Here is a 16,399-nt window from a genome sequence, read left to right as displayed (position 1 = left end):
GAAAAGAGTCGGTTGCGGCGTGCCGCGCCGGCCGCAACAAACCGAGGTGCCCAATGGCTGCCATCTATTCCGACCTCGCCGGCAAGGTCGTGCTCGTCACCGGCGGCGCAGCCGGTATAGGCGCTGCGATCGTGCGGCGCTTTGCGGAGCAGAAATCCAAGGTGGTGTTCTTCGACATCAAGACCGACGAGGGACAGCGCCTGGCGCGTGAGCTGTCCGAGCAGGGCCTGGCTGCGCATTTCCAGCACGTCGATCTCACCGACATCCCTGCGCTGCGTGCCGGCGTCGTCGCGGCACGCAAGGCTCATGGCCCAATCAACATCCTGATCAACAACGCCGCGCATGACGAGCGGCACAACACCGAGGAGATGACGCCGGACTATTGGGACGACCGCATCGCGGTGAACCTGAAGCACCAGTTCTTCGCATCGCAGGCCGTGTTGCCGGACATGAAGGCGGCCAATGCAGGCGCCATCATCAATTTCGGCTCGGTGTCGTGGATCGCAGGACAAGGCGGCATGGCCGCCTACACCGCGAGCAAGTCAGGCGTGATCGGGCTGACGCGCTCGCTGGCGCGCGACTACGGCCCCTACAACATCCGCGTCAATGCGATCGCGCCAGGCTGGATCATGACCGAGCGGCAGCTCGAGAAATGGATGACGCCGGCCGGCGAGATCGAGCTGCAGCAGCGACAATGCCTGAAGCGGCGGCTCATGCCGGACGAGGTTGCAAAGTTCACCGTCTTCCTCGCCTCCGACGAGGCGTCCGCCTGCACCGCCCAGCATTACATCGTCGATGGCGGCTGGGTCTGAGACGCCTTGAGGATCAGTCGGAAAAAGCTGATCCGCGCGCGGCCGCGCGAAGCTCACGAGTTCAAGGACGCGATGGATCAGGCCGGTCGTCGAGACCGGCTGGCGCGGTGGTCGCGCGAGGCCGACCGACGCCCTCGCTCAACGTCTTGCCGCTGGCGACACCCACGAAGTGCAGCGAAGCGCAAGCGGGACAACGGACCGGGACGTGCGTATCCGCGGCGTCGGAGGCTGTGCCGGGAAGCCAGTGCTGCACGTTCATGCCCGTGCGGGGGCATTTGAAGATGACGTTGCGCTCCATGCTGGAGATATGCGCCCGGCGCGGCGACCTAGAAATTGCGGGCCAATACTTACGCAGATGTCCTGAACGATTGACGCGGGAAGCGGTGAAGACATCGCGCAGCGCTTGTGAGCGGGTGCCGATCGAGAAGCGTTCGGTCGAGTGCCGCCGCCTCCTTTGAGCTGGATCAAGACATGTTTGCGACGCCGACGATAGCCTTGTGTCGGGGTCGGGAACGCTTTTCGAGGTCCCCTTGCCGGAGCGAGCGACGTTCGGATTCCGAGGCCTTGCCGGCGCCGCTTTCTAGGCAACGGAGGACGCCGATCAGGAGAAACGGACATGCTTGCCGACATTGACACCGACGATCTCACCGAGGTCGTGCGCTACGCCCTGGAGACGACCCGCGCGACGACGGCCTGCCCGTTCCATTGGGACGTGATCATCCGCATCGGCGATGACGCCGCCGAGAGCCACGCCTTCGAACGTGCCAAGCGAATCGTCAGATGCGACGGCGCCGAATGGGACAAGGAGGCTCTCAGGGCCGAGCTCGGCCGCCAGCTCGGCGCAGCCGCCGACGGTCGCTGCCCGAAGTGCGATTCGACCGCCTCGTGCACCTAGCGCGCCGCGAAGCCAGTGCAGATCGACCCCGCTCCGCCGACTTAACGTGTGTGAAGGCCGCAGATGGAATTGGCACCTAGCCTGAACGACGCCCGTCGTGCATCAGAGGTCAGACTTCCCGTGAAAGTGACAAAGCCGATCGCCTCGATCATGCGCGGGAGGTCCAAGACGGATCCTCCGTCGCCGGACGGGAACGACGACCGTCAGCTGCCGCCATCGGCCGAGCGGCGTCAGGTCGTCGACGAGTACGCCGAAAACCTGCGCAAGATCATCCGAAGGCTGCTTGGAAGGCCGAACTGATCGCGCTTGCGCCGGCGGCGCCAGCTCAATTCACCTGGGCACCCGAATACTTCACAATCGGCGTCCACTTCTTCACCTCGCTCGCGACAAAGGCCTTGAAGGCCTCAGGGGTCGAGCCCTGGACGATGAAGCCCTGCGCCGCAAAGTAGTCCCTGATGTCAGGAGATTGCAGCGCCTTGTTCACTTCCGCGCTCAGCTTTTCGACCACCTCGGGCGGCGTGCCGGCCGGCGCAAACAAGCCTTGCCATGACAGCGCCTCGAAACCCTTCAGTCCCGCTTCATCCAGCGTCGGCACGTCCGGCAGCAGGGGGGGCCTGGCTTTCGATGTGACGGCCAGCGCGCGAATCTTTCCGGCTTGAATCTGCGGCATCAGCACCAGGACGTCGCCGAACGCGACCTGGATCTGACCGCTCATCAGGTCGGTGAGCATGGCGGCGCTGCCGCGGTAGGGAACGTGCACCATCGAGACGTCGGCCGCCTGCTTGTACATCTCGCCGGTGAGATGCATCGACGTGCCATTGCCGGCCGAGCCGAAACTCAACTCGCCCGGTTTCGACTTGGCGAGGGCGAGAAACTCGGCTGCCGTGTTCGCCTTCACGTCGGGGGTGACGGCCAGCACCAGCGGCGCAGTCACCAACGTCGACAGCGGCGCGAAGTCCTTGATCACGTCGTAGGGCAGTTTGGGGTACAGTGCCTGCGCGATGGCGTTGCTGCCGGTGACGCCGGCCAGCAGGGTGTAGCCGTCGGGGGCGGATTTAGCCACGAAATCGGCGCCGAGGGCGCCGCCGGCGCCCGCTCGATTGTCGACCACGACGGGCTGGCCCAAGGCCGCGGCGAGTTTGTCGCCCACACGACGCGCGAGCACGTCGGTGCTGCCGCCCGGTGCGAAAGGCACGACGATATGGATCGCCTTGTTCGGGTAGTTGGCCTGCGAACGACCCGGCGCGGGCAGCAGCATCGCGAGACCGGTCAACGCCAGCATCGCGCGGCGCGAAATCAGGAAGCGGATCATGGGCAACTCCTTGCGGGTGGATTGGCGGCTTCGGCTGGAGCCGGGGATCCCCAGCCGCCGCCGCCCGCGGTTTCGATAATCAGCAAGTCGCCGGCGGACCACGCAATGCGGGCGCGCGCAGGCAAGAGCTCGATCGCTCCGTCCACACGCAAGACCCGGGCCATCGACGTTGCGCCGGCCCCGCCGCCTCGAGCACCGCGCGCACGGCCGACATGGCGCTCGCCGCGATAGGCGATCCACCCCTGGCCTTCGAGCAGCCGATAGGTGCGCCGCACGCCGTCGCCGCCACATTGCAGACCGGCGCCGCCGCTGCCGCGGCGGATCTCGTAGCATTCCACCCGCAGCGGCGCGTCGGTCTCGATCACCTCCACGGGGGTGTTGCGCGCATTGCCGACGTCGGTGGAGACACCGGCGCGGCCGGGCGCGTGGACGCTGGCGCCGGCGCCGCTGGCAAGGATTTCGGTCGACATCCAGCGTCGCCCGTCCACCCGCGTGCCGCTGAGCGCGAGGACGGTGGCCACCCCGGCGTGCGGCGCCACGCCCATCCCGCCTGCCGACTGTGACCAGGCTCCGAGAATCGCGTTACACGCCAGCTTCACGGTCGCCGTGCGCGCATTGACCGCCGCCGGCAGCACCGGATTGACCAGGCTGCCGGGTGGAAGCTTCAGCGTCAGCGGCGCAAGGCAGCCGGCATTGTTGGGTGCGTCCGGTGCCAGCGTGCGCATGAAGAACAGAGCCGCCGACAGCATCGCCGCCGGCGATGCATTGAGCGGCCCCCTCACCTGCGGCGCGGTCCCCTCGAAGTCGATGACCAGTGTGTCACGCTGCTTGCGCAAGCTCACCACGATGGAAACCGGCGCGGTGTCGATGCCGTCGCCGTCGAGTTGATCGCGCCAGGTCCATTCGCCGTCGGGCGCGGCGGCAAGGGCGGCGCGGGTCATGCATTCGGTCTGCGCAATCAGGGCATCGCAGACCTCGGCAAAACGAGGTCCGGTGTGACGCGCGATCTGCTTCAGTTCGCGCGCGCCTTGCGTCAGCGCGGTCCACTGCGCCTCCAGGTCGCCGCGCAGATTGTCAGGCGTGCGTGAGTTGGCGGCCAGGATGGCGTCGATATCGGGCCGCACGCCTTCGGCGCTGCGCCAGCGCACCGGCGGCAGGCGCAGGCCCTCCTGGTACACTTCGGTTGCGTCGGGTGGAATGGAGCCGGCGGCCATGCCCCCGACATCCTGATGGTGCAAATTGGCGGCGGCGAAGGCGATCACCTCGCCATCGTGGAAGACCGGGTGGACCAGAGCCAGGTCCGGCAGATGCGTACCGCCGGACCAGGGGTCGTTGAGCAGATAGGCGTCGCCCTCTGACATCGTCGCTTGCGGAAAGCGTGCGAGCACACCGGCAACTGCCGGAATCAGCGATCCCAGCAACAACGGCAGCGAGCGCGCCTGGGCGAGCAAGCGTCCGTCCGGCAGGAACAGCGCCGCGGCACAGTCGCCGCTCTCGCGGGCGATGGACGACACGGCGGCGCGCGTCATGCCATGCTGCATGCGGTCGGCGGTGCCTTGCAGCGCCAGACGCAGCGGCTCCATGCGCAGGGCAATGACCGGATCAGGTGCGACGGCGCGCGCGCGCGGCATCATGCATTCGCCTCCAGCACCAGCGTCTGATCCGGCGTCAGCCGCCAGGACCAGCCCGCCGGCACAAAGGCGGTGGTCATCGGCGCGAACAGAGAATGCGGCCCTGCGCCTTGCGGCGGCAGCGAAGCCCACGGACTATTGCTCGCCGCCAGGCGGACGTCGTCCTCTTCCGGACCGCAGAGCATGCCCAGCGCCGACATCACTCCAGCGTGCGGCATCACCAGCACGCGGCGGATGCCCGCAAGCTCGGCAATCTCGGCCGCATGCTGCGCGCCGCCGCCGCCGATGGCGACGAGCACCGCATCCGCCGGATCGAGGTTGCGTTGAAAGGCGTGGGTCTTGAGCGCTTCCGCCATCGCGGCGGCGGCCGCGCTCACGACGGCTTCAGCGGTTCGAAGCACCGACAGGCCGAGCGCGCCGGCCACGCCGCCGAGCGCGGCCTCCGCGGCGGTGCGGTCCAGCACAATCCCGCCGGCCAGCCGGGGCGGCAAGCGGTCCAGTACGCACAGCGCATCGCTCAGCGTCGGCAAGCCACCGCCGAGACCGAAGGCGGCCGGTCCTGGCCAGGCTCCCTGCGAGCGCGGCCCCAGGCGAAGCGCGCCGCCCGGCAGCACCGACACCACGCTGCCACCCCCGACGCCGATGGAGGCGATATCTGCGCAGCGCTGACGGATCGGCAAGCCGCCGCATTCCAGCGCATCGGTAAAGGTCGGCCTGCCGTCGAGCAGAATGCTGATGTCGGCGCTGGTGCCTCCGATATCCAGAACGATCGCGGGACCGGAGGCTGCAAGGCCGGCGGCCACGCCCTGCAGCGCCGCGGAAGGACCGGACATGGCAAGGCCGATCGGCTGCTCGGCGAGATCATGCCAGGGCGCAGTGCCGCCGGCCGATCGCATCAGGCGCAGCGGCGGCAAGCCACGTATCTTCAATGCGTCGGCCAGCGCGTGCAGATAATTCGCTGCCAGCGGTTTGGCATAGGCGTCCAGCGCCGTCGTCAGCCAGCGTTCGAACTCCCGCGGCTGCGGATCGACATCGCTGGACAGCGAAATGTGCAGGCTCGGAAGGCGCGCATGCAGCGTCGCACGCAGCGCGCGCTCATGGGACGGATTGCGGTGCGAGAACAACAGACCGACCGCCAGCGCGCGCACGCCGGCGTCGCTCACTGCATCCGCGATAGCGTCAACGGCCGACAGATCGAGCGGCTCCACCTCACGCCCCTCGGCATCGATGCGCCCGCCGATCTCGAAACGCAGCGGCTCCGGAAACAGCTTTGCTTCGGGCACGGCCGGCATGATCACCGGTTCATACAGTTCCTTGCGGTCCTGGCGCGCCAGCACCGGTACGTCGCGCATGCCGCGCGTCAGTACAAGGGCCACCGGCGGCTCGTTCAGCTCCAGCAGCAGATTGGTGATGACGGTGGTGCCATGCACGACTCGGCCGACGTCATCTGCCCCGATGCCCGCCTGCGCGCACAAGCGATCGAGTGCCTCGACGACCGGCTCCGCCAGCCGGCATCCGGCGCGCGGATGCTTGAGCGATGCAACGTGTCCGTCGCTCCGCAAGGCCACCGCATCGATGAAGGTGCCACCCATGTCCACTGCGAGTGACCACGACGCGCTCAACGGAAGCGCTCCGGGGAAAACGGCGTCAGGTCCACCTCTGTCGGTCGTCCGGCCACCAGATGCGCGATCTCGCGGCCGGTCGCCGCGCCCATGCACATGCCCATATGGCCATGGCCGAAGGCGAGCCAGGCATTGTCGGCCGCGCGGACCGGACCGACCACGGGAAGACTGTCGGGAAGACAGGGACGATGGCCCATCCAGTGCGTGAAGGACGATGTGTCCAGGTGCGGGAATAATTGCTGTCCCTGACGAAGCAGCGCGTCGGCACGCGCCATGTTGGGTGGCGCTTTCAAGCCGGCAAATTCCACCGTACCGGCCAGCCGCAGACCCATGGCCATCGGGTTGACCATCAGATTGTGCTCCACCGCCATCACCGTGTGGCGCAGGGCCAGGTTCGAGCTCTGCACGGTGACGTGGTAGCCGCGCTGCGTCTCCAGCATCACCGGGCTGTCGAGCTGTGCCGCCAATGCGCCCGACCAGGCCCCGGCTGCCACCACCACGCCGTCCGCCGCCAGCGGCTCGCCCTGCTCCAACAGTACGGCCGTGACGCGCCGGCCCTGCCGCTCGAAACCACGGACGCGGTCGCGGACGTGACGCGCGCCGTCGCCGATGCAGCGATTGTAGATCGCCTTGACGAGGGCGGATGGATCGGACGTGGAGCCGTTATCGGGCGCCAGAATGCCGAAACGGAAACGTCCCTTCAGGTCCGGCTCGAGACTTTCCAGCTCGTCCTGCTCCACGTCCTGCATCCGCACGCCCAGCGATCGCCGCAGATTCATGCCCCAGGCCCACTGCGCCGCTGTCTCGCGAGAGGAAAAGACGTACAGGCAACCGCTACGCCGCACCAACTCCCGGGCATCGGCATGGGCGAGCAGCGGATCATAGCAGTCGAAGATGGGCGCCAGCAGCGAACGTAACGCGGTGGCGATGCGTGTCACCTCTTCGCGTGACGAATGATGCAGCATGCGCAGCAGCCATGGCGCCACGAGCGGGGCATAGGCCCAACGCACCGTCAGCGGTCCCAATGGGTCCAGCAGCCAGCGCGGGACCTTCTTCCACATGCCCGGCATGCCCACCGGCAGGCAGGCGCTGGGCGAAAGCGAGCCGGCATTGCCGAAGGAGCAGGCCTCGCCCGCGTCGAGCGGGTCGACGAAGGTCACCGCGTGGCCGTCGCGCTGCAGCCACGCCGCAGTGCAGGCGCCGACGATACCCGTTCCGATGACGACAATGTGCATGCGGGAATTCTGAAAAATAATCCCCCCATCACACAAGCCAATTCTTTTAATATCACCATCAGGTAATCTGATAGTCGATCCGTTCGAGCGAGGACATGTGATGCGGCCCGCCATTCTCTCCACTCTCAGCCTGCGCCAGATGCGCGCCTTTGCCGCGGTCGCTCGAGCGGGCAGCTTCACGGCGGCGGCGCGACAGATCAACCTGACGCAGTCGGCAGTCAGCATGCTGGTTCAGCAACTCGAGGAGACCCTCGGGCTGAAACTGTTCGACCGCGGCGCGGTCGTGTTGTTGACGGCGGCCGGCCAGCAATTGCTTCCCCTGGCGCGCCGCATCCTGGATGACGTGCAACAGATCGCAGACGGCGCTTCGGACCTTCGCTCCCTTCGCACCGGCCTGTTGCGCGTGGTAGCGCCGCAGATGCTGGCATGCACATGGGTCGCGGCAGTGCTGGGCGAGTTCGAGCAAGCCCATCCGGATGTCGGCCTGCGCGTGACCGACGCGATGGCGGACGATGTGGTGAGCACGGTCCGCCGGGGCGAGGCCGAACTGGGCGTCGGCCCGGAGCGCGCCACCGGCGAGGATGTCACCAGCACATTCCTGATGGATGTACCGATCCGAGTGGTCTGCTCAGCGCAGCACCCGCTGGCGCGGCAACGCGCCGTCTCGTGGAAAAAACTGCGCGACGAACGCTGGGTCATTTATTCCAGTGAGTTCAACCGGCACCTGGAGAGCCTGCTGCATGCGCACGACAGCTCGCTCTCCATGCAGACCGCCGTCGAGGTCAAATATCTGACCACCGCTCTGGCGCTGGTGGGCGTTGGGACCGGCCTGGCGGCCGTTCCCGACTACGGACGGCTGTTCGCGCCGAATTTCGACGTGCGTTTCATCAAGCTGCGCGCTCCGGAAATCCGCCGCCGCTACTATATATATCAACGACGCGGGCTCGTGCTCTCACCGCCCGCGGAGGCGTTCGCCAAGCTGCTGCGCCAGCGCGCGGCACGCAGCGGCGGGTGAATCCGTGCACACGAACTTGCCCATCGTCTCAATGACAAGAAAGCCGAATGCCTCAGTGCACCCCAACACCGAGCAGGCGCTCGACCATCTTGGGGTCGTCGCGCAAGTGCGCGCATTCGCCACTCCAGACCGCTTTGCCGCGTTCAACCACCATGACATGGTCGGCAAAGCGCAGCGCTCGTTCGATCTGCTGCTCGACCAAAACGATGGTCATCTCACCAGAACTCGCCAGCGCGGTGATGATTTCCATGATCTGATCGCAGATCACCGGCGCGAGCCCCTCGAGCGGCTCATCCAAGAGGAGAACTGAAGGCCTTCCCAGCAGCGTCCTGGCGAGCGAGAGCATCTGCTGCTCGCCGCCCGATAATTGCGTCCCGAAATGGCGTCGACGTTCGGCCAACCTCGGAAACATCACGTAGACCTCTTCAAGTGCCTCTCGACCTCGATCCTTGAGACCCGCGACCAGGTTTTCTTCCACCGTCAGCGACCGAAAAATGTCGCGTGTCTGCGGTACGTAGCCGAGACCTCGTTGAGCGCGTGTCGATGCCTTGGTATCCGTGAGATCAGCCTCGCCCAGGAATACTTTTCCCCCATGATGGGTCGTCAGACCCATCAGCGATGCGAGCAAGGTCGTCTTGCCGACTCCGTTTCGACCAAGGATGCTGAGACGGCCTCCGGGCAAGACCTCGAACGACATGTGATCGATGATACGGGTGGGGCCATACCCGGCACTGAGACCTTTGACTTCAAGACGCGTGGCGGGCATCTGCGTAGCTACCTAGATAAGCTCGACGGACTTCCTGATGGTGCGTGACTTCTGCCGGATCGCCCTGGAAGATCAGCTTTCCGTTGGCGAGAACGAGCACACGGCGGGCAAATTTGAACACCAGGTCCATGTCATGCTCGATCATCAAGACCGCGATATCAGATGGCAATCTGTCGATCGCCTCGATGATCTTGGAGGACTCCTCTGACGGAACCCCTGCCGCGGGCTCGTCCAGGAGCAGGACCTTCGGCTCGAGAGCAAGCCCGATTGCCAGGTCAAGAAGGCGCTGCTGACCGTACGCCAGATGCGAGACCTGCCTGTCGGCCAGATGGGCGATACCGAGCGTTCCAAGGGCCCGCTCCCACTCCCGACGAACGTCTGGCCGATCCATCGGGGAGGAAAACATGCTTCTCGTGAGCCCCTTTCGCTGCATCACGGCGAGCGCGACGTTCTGTGCGACCGTCAGGCTCTTGAAGAGCCTCGTGATCTGAAATGTCCGGATCAAGCCGGCGTCGACGCGATCGGAAATCGGTAGCGCGGTGACATCAACCCCAGCGAGGTGGACGGCACCCTGTGAAGGGTTCAAGTCACCGGAGATGACGTTGACGAGCGTGGTCTTGCCGGCGCCGTTCGGGCCAATCAACGCGACCCTTTCTCCCTTCCCGATACTGAAGGAAATATCATCGTTGACCCGCATCCCGCCGAAGGACATCGAAACGTTTCGCAGTTCGAGCAGCGGCTGGCTCACGGGCGCCTCCTCAGCACCGAGGCGGTGCGACCGGCAAGCAAGCCTCCCAGGGACACCAGGCCTTTCGGGGCGAACAAAACGACCGCGATCAGCAACGCACCGACCATGGTCATCCAATGGAATGGATTCGCGGCCGAGACGTAGTGCTCGAACACTTGGAAGACGATGGATCCGATCAGCGCGCCCCACAGACTGCCTGCGCCACCCAGGACCAGCATGACGAGAGCTTCAGCCGACCGTTCAAATCCGATGCTATCCAGTCCCACGACGCCCGTATTGATCGCATTGAGAGCACCACCAATTCCGCCAACAACGCCCGACACGCCGTACATCAGCACGAGCCGGGGATACACGCGGGCGCCGATCATCCGAGCTCGCAGGCTGTCATCCTTGATTGCCTGACAAAGCAGACCGAACGGAGAGTGCACGATTCGAAGCAGCACCACGAACACGACCATGAGAACCGCAACGGAGAACACGTAGCCGGTGCGACCGTACATGTCGAACGCATAGACCCCGAAGATTCGTCCAGGCGAAATGCCGGACAATCCATCGCTTCCGCCCGTCAGGCTGGACAGTTTGTTGGCTAGCGCCGCGATGAGCTGTCCGACGGCAATGGATAGCACGAGCTGGGGGAGACCCTTGAACCTCGTGACAAGGACGCCTGAGACCAGCCCCATCACGGCACCGGCCACCGCCCCCACGAGCAACAACAGCAGGGGGTCGGAATGTCCGGCAAGGCAGGCGTTACCCACGACGTAGGCGCTCACACCATAGATCGCAGCATGTCCAAGGGTGGCGACGCCGCAATACCCCGTGACCAGATCGAGCGACAGCACCAGAAGCGTGATGCTGATCAGTCGCGTCAGAAACGCGAGGTCGTCCGGAAAAAGCGTGTAGCCGAGCGCTCCGAGCGCCAGCGTGATTGCGACAGCGCGCAGCTCAAGCGGCACGGAAAAACGCGGCGGGCTCACGCCATCGACCATGGCTCGATCGGTCACGTCAGTGCCTCCTGCCCAAAAGGCCGTTCGGGAACAGAAACACGACCAGGATGACCGCAAGATAGAAGAAGAACTCACCATATTCGGGTGCAAGGTACTTGCCGGTCGTGTCCGCAAGGCCAAGCAATATCGATGCCGCCACGGCGCCCGGGATCGATCCTGCCCCGCCGACCGAGACGACGACGAGGAACGTCACCATATATCTGAGCGCGTAGAAAGGCTCGACGGGCAGCAGTTCGGCGCCCACCACGCCCCCGAACGCCGCCAGGCCAACCGCAAGCGCGAAGGTCGCGGAAAAAAGGATCTGCGTCTTGATTCCGAGCGACTCGGCCATGTCACCGTTGTCGACCGCGGCACGCAGCCGGATCCCGAACTCGGTGCGGTCGATCAGCAGCCAGAGCAAGCCCGCGGTGCACACTCCGCAAATCATCACGAAAATCCGATGAGCCGGAATCATTCGGAAGCCGAGATCGACGGGACCGCTCAGCAGCGCAGGCAGTGGAATGGATTTGGTTGTCGGGCCAAGAATGTAGTTGGCAACGCCGATGATGACGAACGCGATGCCGATCGTGAGCAATATCTGGGTCAGCTCATCGGACTTGCGATAAATCCGGCGGTAGAGAAGAAACTCGAGCGGAAAGGCGATCGCGATGGTGCCGAGGACCGCCAGGACAATTGCGAGTGGATATCCAACTCCCGCGTTCTTGAGCGCAAAAGATGCGAGATACCCCCCGATCATCGCAAATGCGCCATGAGCAAGGTTCACGACCCTCATCAGGCCCATCATGATGGACAGGCCGATGGAGATGATGAAAAGCACCATGCCGTACGAGAAGGCATCCAGCCCGATGCTGAGACCCGTCCACGCCATTAGTTGAATGCTTCCGCGGCCTTGAAATGTTGCGACCCCAACACGTCATGCTGAATGGTCCCGCGGACCACCGTCATCAAGGTCTTGACCGACCTCAGGTCGACGGACGAGTCGAACGGGTCCTGCTCCAAGGCGATCAGGTCCGCGGCGCTGCCGGCGCGGAGAGCGCCCCGCCAGCTCTCCTGTCGCATCGCATGCGCGGTGACGTCCGCGGAGGGGGCCTCGTCCCGAGCGCCGACAAAAAGAATGGCGCCATTCTGCGTCACCAGCGTATCGGCCGGAATCCGGTCGCTGGCATCGCGATAGATGCGACCGTTGACGAAGCGAATAGACTGCGACCGACCACTCATTCCGGGCCCTTCTCCGACACGATGAAGAGATTGCTCGCGAGATTTACATCGCGAGCGATCCGCTCTAGTTCTTCGCCAGGCCCCAGTCCGGCTGCGCATCGAACGTTTGCAGTTCCTTGTTGAGGAGCTTGCCGTCCTGCTTCACGACTTCGCGCAGATAAACGTTCTGACGAATATGCCGGGTATCCGGGTCGATCGACACGGGGCCGCGCGGACTGACCCATGTCATGCCCTTCACGGCCGCAAGGGCTTTGTCCGGGTCCTTTTGACCGTTCGTGGCCTCAACCATCTTGTAGATGAGCCGGGCACCGTCATAGGCCGCGACCGACGCCATGGTGATGTCGTCAGGCTTGGCGCCAGCCTTGATCAAGTCGGCCAGGAAGGCTTTGTTCTCTGGAGATTCATGCGAGACCGCGTAGTGGTAAGTCGACAAGATGCCTACGCCGCTGTCACCGATAGTCGGAAGATCGGGCTCGGTCACGACATCACCCGTGGACAACAACTTCACGCCGGACGCTTTCAGCCCGTTGTCGATATAGGCCTTGACGAACCCCAGGGTTGGCGGACCGGCCGGCAAGAACGTGAAGATCATGTCTGCGCCGGAATCCTTGATCCTTTGCATGATCGGGCCGAAGTCGGTCGTATTGAGCGGCATCCTGATCGATTGGACGATGGTGCCTCCATCTGCCTCGAACGTCTTTTTGAAGGCTGCTTCGGCATCGATGCCGGGGCCGTAATCGCTGACGGCGATCGCCACCTTCTTGGCCGCTCTGGCCTTCGCCACCTTCGCCGCGGGGACCGTATTCTGCCACATCGTAAAGGACGTCCGCACGATGTAGGGGCTCTTCTCCACGATCGCGGACGTCGCGGCGTTCATGACGATCATAGGCACCTTCGCTTCCTCGAGAAGTGGAGCGACGGCCAGGGCGTCCGGAGTGAAGTACAGTCCCGCGATGTACTGAACCTTCTCCTTGACGATCAACTCCTGAGCCAATGATTTCGACTTGGCGGGGTTCGGCGATTCTTCGTCGCGATAGACAAACTCGATCTGATGATCGCCGACTTTCGATCCACGCTTGGCCACCCAGGCGTCAATGCCGTGCTTGAAGTTCTGGCCGAACAAGGCATACGGACCGGACATGGTGCCGATGATCCCCACCTTGATCGTGTCGCACTGCGCCGGCGACATCCAGGCAGTGGCAATCGCGACGGCCCCAACAAGTCCAAACCTCAAGCTCATATCTCTCTTCTCCCGCTTCGGTGATGCTGTTTCAGAACATTTCGAAATATTCTCGCTGCTCCCACTCGGTGACCGTCGATTGGAAGCGCTCGATTTCCGCGTTCTTGATGAAAACGTAGTAGTCGACGAATTTCTCTCCCAGAGCCTCGCGGAAGAAGGGGTCATCGCGCAACGCGAACACCGCCTCGCGCAAGGAGGTCGGTAGGAGGTTGGCCTTGGTCTCGTAGGGAGTGTCCGCCGACGGACCGGGATCGAGCTGGCGATCAATGCCGTTGAGGCCGGCCAGAATCTGCGACGCCATGTAAAGATAGGGGTTTGCGGCCGGCTCGCCGATCCTGTTTTCGAGCCGGGTGGCTTTATCGTCGGGACCGCCCAGCACGCGGATCATGACGCCCCTGTTGTCGCGTCCCCAGATCGCCCGATCCGGAGCCAGCGAATAGGAACGGTAGCGCTTGTAGCCATTGATCGTCGGCGTCGAGAAGACCGCGGATGCCCTGGCATGCTCCAGCAGCCCGGCCATATAGTGCTTGCCAAGTTTCGACAGGCCGGCCGGTTCGCTGGTCATGAACGCGTTGACGCCGTCTGTTCGGGAGACCAGCGATTGGTGAAGGTGCCACCCCGATGACATCACGTTCGGTATCCGCGGCCGGCACATGAAGGTCGCGTGATAGCCGTGGCGGTTGCAGATCTGCTTCACTGCCGTACGAAACAGCACCATGGTGTCCGCCGGCTCAATGCCGACGGTGGGCTGGAACACGAACTCGCACTGGCTCGGCCCGTATTCCAACTCGATCGACCGAAGCGGCAAGCCCAGCGCCACGATGTTTTGCCTGATCAGCTCGAGCGCAGGCTCCATCTGGTCGTAACGTTGCTCCGTCAGGTACTGATAGCCCTGCGAAAGCAGGCTGACCTCCGGAGGCTCGCCCGGTTGGCCGGGACTGCCGGCGTCCCAAGGCGCCAGTCGGGGATTCTCGACTCTGAAGATGTGGCATTCGACCTCGAGGCCCGCTTTGAAATCATAGCCCCGGTCTTTGAGCTGCCCCAGCACGGATTGGTACAGGCCCCTGGAGGCGAAGGGCACGGGTCGTCCGTCGGAGAAGTAGAGGTCGCAAAGCACCCACCCGGTTTTTGGTGCCCAGGGCAGAACCTTGAAGGTGGTGGGATCAGCGACCATCAAGATGTCGCCTCCCCCCTGCATCTCGTGCATCCCGAACCCGCCCCCGGCGGTGAAGACGGGGAACACCGTGCGATGAGAGGTATCTTTCGCGAGCAATGTCGTCGTTATCGAGCAGCCGCTCTCGATCGACGAGGGCGCCTCGGAAGCGACCAGCGCCTTGCCGCGCAAGATGCCGTGCTGGTCCGGAAAGGAGAGCCGGATCGTATGCAACTCCTGCTCCTCCGCCATCCGCCGCATGCGGGTGGCAGCCTCCTTCTGTTCGGCCGACCAGAGACCGTGCTTTTCGACGAAACTCAACGACATCTCCTTTGCTGAGCTGGGCCGGGCCTGGGTTATTCGGCGGCGGTCAGATGAGGCACCTTCTTGGCGAGCTCGGCGGGCACCGGCGCGGCCCAGGGAGCGCCCCGACGACGCTTGACATCCACTTCCATCCAGTAGGTTTCCCAGCCCTTCGTCGGACCGATGCCGTCCATTGTGGCCGGCCCCTGGATGCTGCGCGCGCTGGCAGCGTCGAGGAACAACAGCGGCTTACCCCCGGAGGCCACCTTCTCGATCTCCTGGCGAAGCAGCCGGCGGTACTGAATGATCGCCTTGTCGGATTGCCCGAGATGCTCACGCGTCCGGTCCTGAATAGCGCCCATCGACTCGACGGCCCACTGGTCGTGGACGTTGATGTCCGCGCCCATGCCGGTGTACGTCTCGGTCGCCTGCTCGTGCGGATCGAAGCCGTAGTCGTTCGACTTGTTCTTCCGCGAGCGGTATTCCGGCAATTCGTAAAGCTCGAGGCGCTGCGCGCGCATTTTCGCCTTGTCGACGGGCGCGGCGTAGCTGGTGAAAATCGCATACCAATAGCAATTCACGTCGTCGACAGGCACGTGCCACTGGGTAATCGTCATCTCCGTGCTCATCGGAATGACGAACGCATGCGGGAATAGCTGGTTGGTGACGCGAACGTGGGTGCGCTGCTCGTCGATTTCTCGCAAGGCGATGAGCCGCAGGCCGTATTCGGTGTGCTCGACGTTGATGATCGGCCGGTCGTACTCGCGCAGGACCTTCGTCATGGGCATCTCCGAGTCGGCCGACGCACCGCGAAACTGCTTGCCGTAGGCCGCCGATGTATCCTCATCCTCGAAGAACCGGTGAAGGAACGATGCGTGGGCCGGGTCGATGCCGACTTCCAGGGCCTGCAGCCAATTGCATTCGATCAGGCCCTTGAAGGCGAAGGTGTATTCGTCCGGCGCCGCGAAGCAGTCGATCTCCGGAAACGCGGGCGGCTCGCCTTCACCCAAATATGCCCACAGGATTCCACCCTTCTCCAGGACGGGGTAGGATCGCTGCTTGATGTTTTTGCAGAGCGAGGAGTTTGCAGGTTCGGCGGGCGTCTCGAGACATTGCCCCGTGGCGTCGAACAGCCACCCGTGGAAGGCGCAACGCAGGCCTCCGTTCTCGAGCCGGCCAAAGGCAAGGTCGGCGCCCCGATGCGGGCAGTCGCGATCGAGCAGGCCATAGCGCCCCGTTTCGTCCCTGAACAGAACGAAGTTCTCACCGAGAAGCTTGACGGCCTTGATGGGGCGCCCCTCCGCGAGTTCGTCGACGAGCGCAGCAGGCTGCCAATACATCCGCATCAGCTTTCCCGCAGGCGCCTTCGGTCCGACGCGGGTAATGAGGTCGTTCTGCTCTTGGCTCATCATGACTTGGATCTCCTCTCCCGGCTTCTAGATGCG

The 16,399-nt window shown here is 64.3% G+C and carries 16 protein-coding genes; 4 read left to right on the top strand and 12 right to left on the bottom strand.

The features are described 5' to 3' along the window. Positions 1-53 precede the first annotated feature (53 nt). The 3 genes from P0R31_RS16225 to P0R31_RS16215 all read left to right on the top strand — a co-directional run bounded on the left by P0R31_RS16225 (position 54) and on the right by P0R31_RS16215 (position 2,007). Entirely contained in the window at positions 54-812 is a 759-nt protein-coding gene (locus P0R31_RS16225) for an SDR family NAD(P)-dependent oxidoreductase (RefSeq protein ID WP_275514881.1), read from the top strand. Between the two features lie 616 nt (positions 813-1,428). After that, positions 1,429-1,707, top strand: a complete 279-nt coding sequence (locus tag P0R31_RS16220) for a hypothetical protein (RefSeq protein ID WP_275514880.1) — start codon at positions 1,429-1,431, stop codon at positions 1,705-1,707. Positions 1,708-1,827: 120 nt separating this feature from the next. Further along, positions 1,828-2,007 (top strand): hypothetical protein, encoded by a 180-nt coding sequence (locus P0R31_RS16215; RefSeq protein ID WP_275514879.1) that lies wholly within the window; start codon positions 1,828-1,830, stop codon positions 2,005-2,007. Between the two features lie 25 nt (positions 2,008-2,032). On the opposite strand, the gene P0R31_RS16210 is transcribed toward P0R31_RS16215, so the two are convergent. The 4 genes from P0R31_RS16210 to P0R31_RS16195 are packed head-to-tail and all read right to left on the bottom strand — an operon-like array spanning position 2,033 to position 7,507. After that, a complete protein-coding gene (locus P0R31_RS16210) occupies positions 2,033-3,019 on the bottom strand; it encodes a Bug family tripartite tricarboxylate transporter substrate binding protein (RefSeq protein ID WP_275514878.1) in 987 nt (328 codons plus the stop codon). Beyond that, positions 3,016-4,653: a hydantoinase B/oxoprolinase family protein gene (locus P0R31_RS16205; protein ID WP_275514877.1), complete on the bottom strand. Its 1,638-nt coding sequence runs from the start codon at positions 4,651-4,653 to the stop codon at positions 3,016-3,018. Before P0R31_RS16205 ends, P0R31_RS16210 begins: the two co-directional genes overlap by 4 nt. Further along, the gene (locus P0R31_RS16200; protein WP_275514876.1) at positions 4,650-6,272 is read right to left on the bottom strand and encodes a hydantoinase/oxoprolinase family protein; all 1,623 of its coding nucleotides are present in this window, start codon (positions 6,270-6,272) and stop codon (positions 4,650-4,652) included. Before P0R31_RS16200 ends, P0R31_RS16205 begins: the two co-directional genes overlap by 4 nt. Further along, on the bottom strand, positions 6,269-7,507 hold the full coding sequence (locus tag P0R31_RS16195; protein WP_275514875.1) for an NAD(P)/FAD-dependent oxidoreductase: 1,239 nt from the start codon (positions 7,505-7,507) through the stop codon (positions 6,269-6,271). Before P0R31_RS16195 ends, P0R31_RS16200 begins: the two co-directional genes overlap by 4 nt. A 100-nt stretch (positions 7,508-7,607) precedes the next feature. Here P0R31_RS16195 and P0R31_RS16190 point away from each other — a divergent pair, with 100 nt between their 5' ends. Beyond that, positions 7,608-8,522 carry a LysR family transcriptional regulator gene (locus P0R31_RS16190; RefSeq protein ID WP_275514874.1) on the top strand — a complete coding sequence of 305 codons (915 nt, stop codon included), beginning with the start codon at positions 7,608-7,610 and terminating at the stop codon, positions 8,520-8,522. A 52-nt stretch (positions 8,523-8,574) separates the two neighbouring features. On the opposite strand, the gene P0R31_RS16185 is transcribed toward P0R31_RS16190, so the two are convergent. From P0R31_RS16185 to P0R31_RS16150, 8 genes are all read right to left on the bottom strand, one after another. Further along, complete coding sequence (locus P0R31_RS16185) at positions 8,575-9,288, bottom strand: ABC transporter ATP-binding protein (protein ID WP_036004155.1); 714 nt, start codon at positions 9,286-9,288, stop codon at positions 8,575-8,577. Further along, positions 9,269-10,000, bottom strand: coding sequence for an ABC transporter ATP-binding protein (locus tag P0R31_RS16180; protein WP_275515033.1), 732 nt, complete (start codon positions 9,998-10,000; stop codon positions 9,269-9,271). Before P0R31_RS16180 ends, P0R31_RS16185 begins: the two co-directional genes overlap by 20 nt. A gap of 32 nt (positions 10,001-10,032) precedes the next feature. After that, entirely contained in the window at positions 10,033-11,022 is a 990-nt protein-coding gene (locus P0R31_RS16175) for a branched-chain amino acid ABC transporter permease (protein ID WP_275515032.1), read from the bottom strand. Between the two features lie 16 nt (positions 11,023-11,038). Then, positions 11,039-11,908 carry a branched-chain amino acid ABC transporter permease gene (locus P0R31_RS16170; RefSeq protein WP_275514873.1) on the bottom strand — a complete coding sequence of 290 codons (870 nt, stop codon included), beginning with the start codon at positions 11,906-11,908 and terminating at the stop codon, positions 11,039-11,041. Continuing rightward, a complete protein-coding gene (locus tag P0R31_RS16165; RefSeq protein WP_275514872.1) occupies positions 11,908-12,258 on the bottom strand; it encodes a hypothetical protein in 351 nt (116 codons plus the stop codon). Before P0R31_RS16165 ends, P0R31_RS16170 begins: the two co-directional genes overlap by 1 nt. Positions 12,259-12,322: 64 nt before the next feature. After that, positions 12,323-13,498 carry an ABC transporter substrate-binding protein gene (locus P0R31_RS16160; RefSeq protein ID WP_430516834.1) on the bottom strand — a complete coding sequence of 392 codons (1,176 nt, stop codon included), beginning with the start codon at positions 13,496-13,498 and terminating at the stop codon, positions 12,323-12,325. A 31-nt stretch (positions 13,499-13,529) separates the two neighbouring features. Continuing rightward, the gene (locus P0R31_RS16155) at positions 13,530-14,972 is read right to left on the bottom strand and encodes a glutamine synthetase family protein (protein WP_275514871.1); all 1,443 of its coding nucleotides are present in this window, start codon (positions 14,970-14,972) and stop codon (positions 13,530-13,532) included. Positions 14,973-15,007: 35 nt separating this feature from the next. After that, positions 15,008-16,366, bottom strand: coding sequence for an aromatic ring-hydroxylating dioxygenase subunit alpha (locus tag P0R31_RS16150; RefSeq protein ID WP_275514870.1), 1,359 nt, complete (start codon positions 16,364-16,366; stop codon positions 15,008-15,010). Between the last annotated feature and the right edge of the window lie 33 nt (positions 16,367-16,399).

It is taken from the genome of Bradyrhizobium yuanmingense, assembly GCF_029167105.1.
GTDB lineage: Bacteria > Pseudomonadota > Alphaproteobacteria > Rhizobiales > Xanthobacteraceae > Bradyrhizobium > Bradyrhizobium yuanmingense_A.
Note: the sequence above shows the minus strand (reverse complement) of the source record. Positions and strands in the feature narration are given on the sequence as shown.

What these genes read in the sequence shown, in the direction of transcription:
- P0R31_RS16210 (WP_275514878.1), bottom strand. Translation starts at nt 3,019, where the DNA reads ATGATCCGCTTCCTGATTTCGCGCCGCGCGATGCTGGCGTTGACCGGT.
- P0R31_RS16190 (WP_275514874.1), top strand. Translation starts at nt 7,608, where the DNA reads ATGCGGCCCGCCATTCTCTCCACTCTCAGCCTGCGCCAGATGCGCGCC.
- P0R31_RS16160 (WP_430516834.1), bottom strand. Translation starts at nt 13,498, where the DNA reads ATGAGCTTGAGGTTTGGACTTGTTGGGGCCGTCGCGATTGCCACTGCC.
- P0R31_RS16220 (WP_275514880.1), top strand. Translation starts at nt 1,429, where the DNA reads ATGCTTGCCGACATTGACACCGACGATCTCACCGAGGTCGTGCGCTAC.
- P0R31_RS16205 (WP_275514877.1), bottom strand. Translation starts at nt 4,653, where the DNA reads ATGATGCCGCGCGCGCGCGCCGTCGCACCTGATCCGGTCATTGCCCTG.
- P0R31_RS16175 (WP_275515032.1), bottom strand. Translation starts at nt 11,022, where the DNA reads ATGGTCGATGGCGTGAGCCCGCCGCGTTTTTCCGTGCCGCTTGAGCTG.
- P0R31_RS16170 (WP_275514873.1), bottom strand. Translation starts at nt 11,908, where the DNA reads ATGGCGTGGACGGGTCTCAGCATCGGGCTGGATGCCTTCTCGTACGGC.
- P0R31_RS16165 (WP_275514872.1), bottom strand. Translation starts at nt 12,258, where the DNA reads ATGAGTGGTCGGTCGCAGTCTATTCGCTTCGTCAACGGTCGCATCTAT.
- P0R31_RS16225 (WP_275514881.1), top strand. Translation starts at nt 54, where the DNA reads ATGGCTGCCATCTATTCCGACCTCGCCGGCAAGGTCGTGCTCGTCACC.
- P0R31_RS16180 (WP_275515033.1), bottom strand. Translation starts at nt 10,000, where the DNA reads ATGTCCTTCGGCGGGATGCGGGTCAACGATGATATTTCCTTCAGTATC.
- P0R31_RS16185 (WP_036004155.1), bottom strand. Translation starts at nt 9,288, where the DNA reads ATGCCCGCCACGCGTCTTGAAGTCAAAGGTCTCAGTGCCGGGTATGGC.
- P0R31_RS16195 (WP_275514875.1), bottom strand. Translation starts at nt 7,507, where the DNA reads ATGCACATTGTCGTCATCGGAACGGGTATCGTCGGCGCCTGCACTGCG.
- P0R31_RS16150 (WP_275514870.1), bottom strand. Translation starts at nt 16,366, where the DNA reads ATGATGAGCCAAGAGCAGAACGACCTCATTACCCGCGTCGGACCGAAG.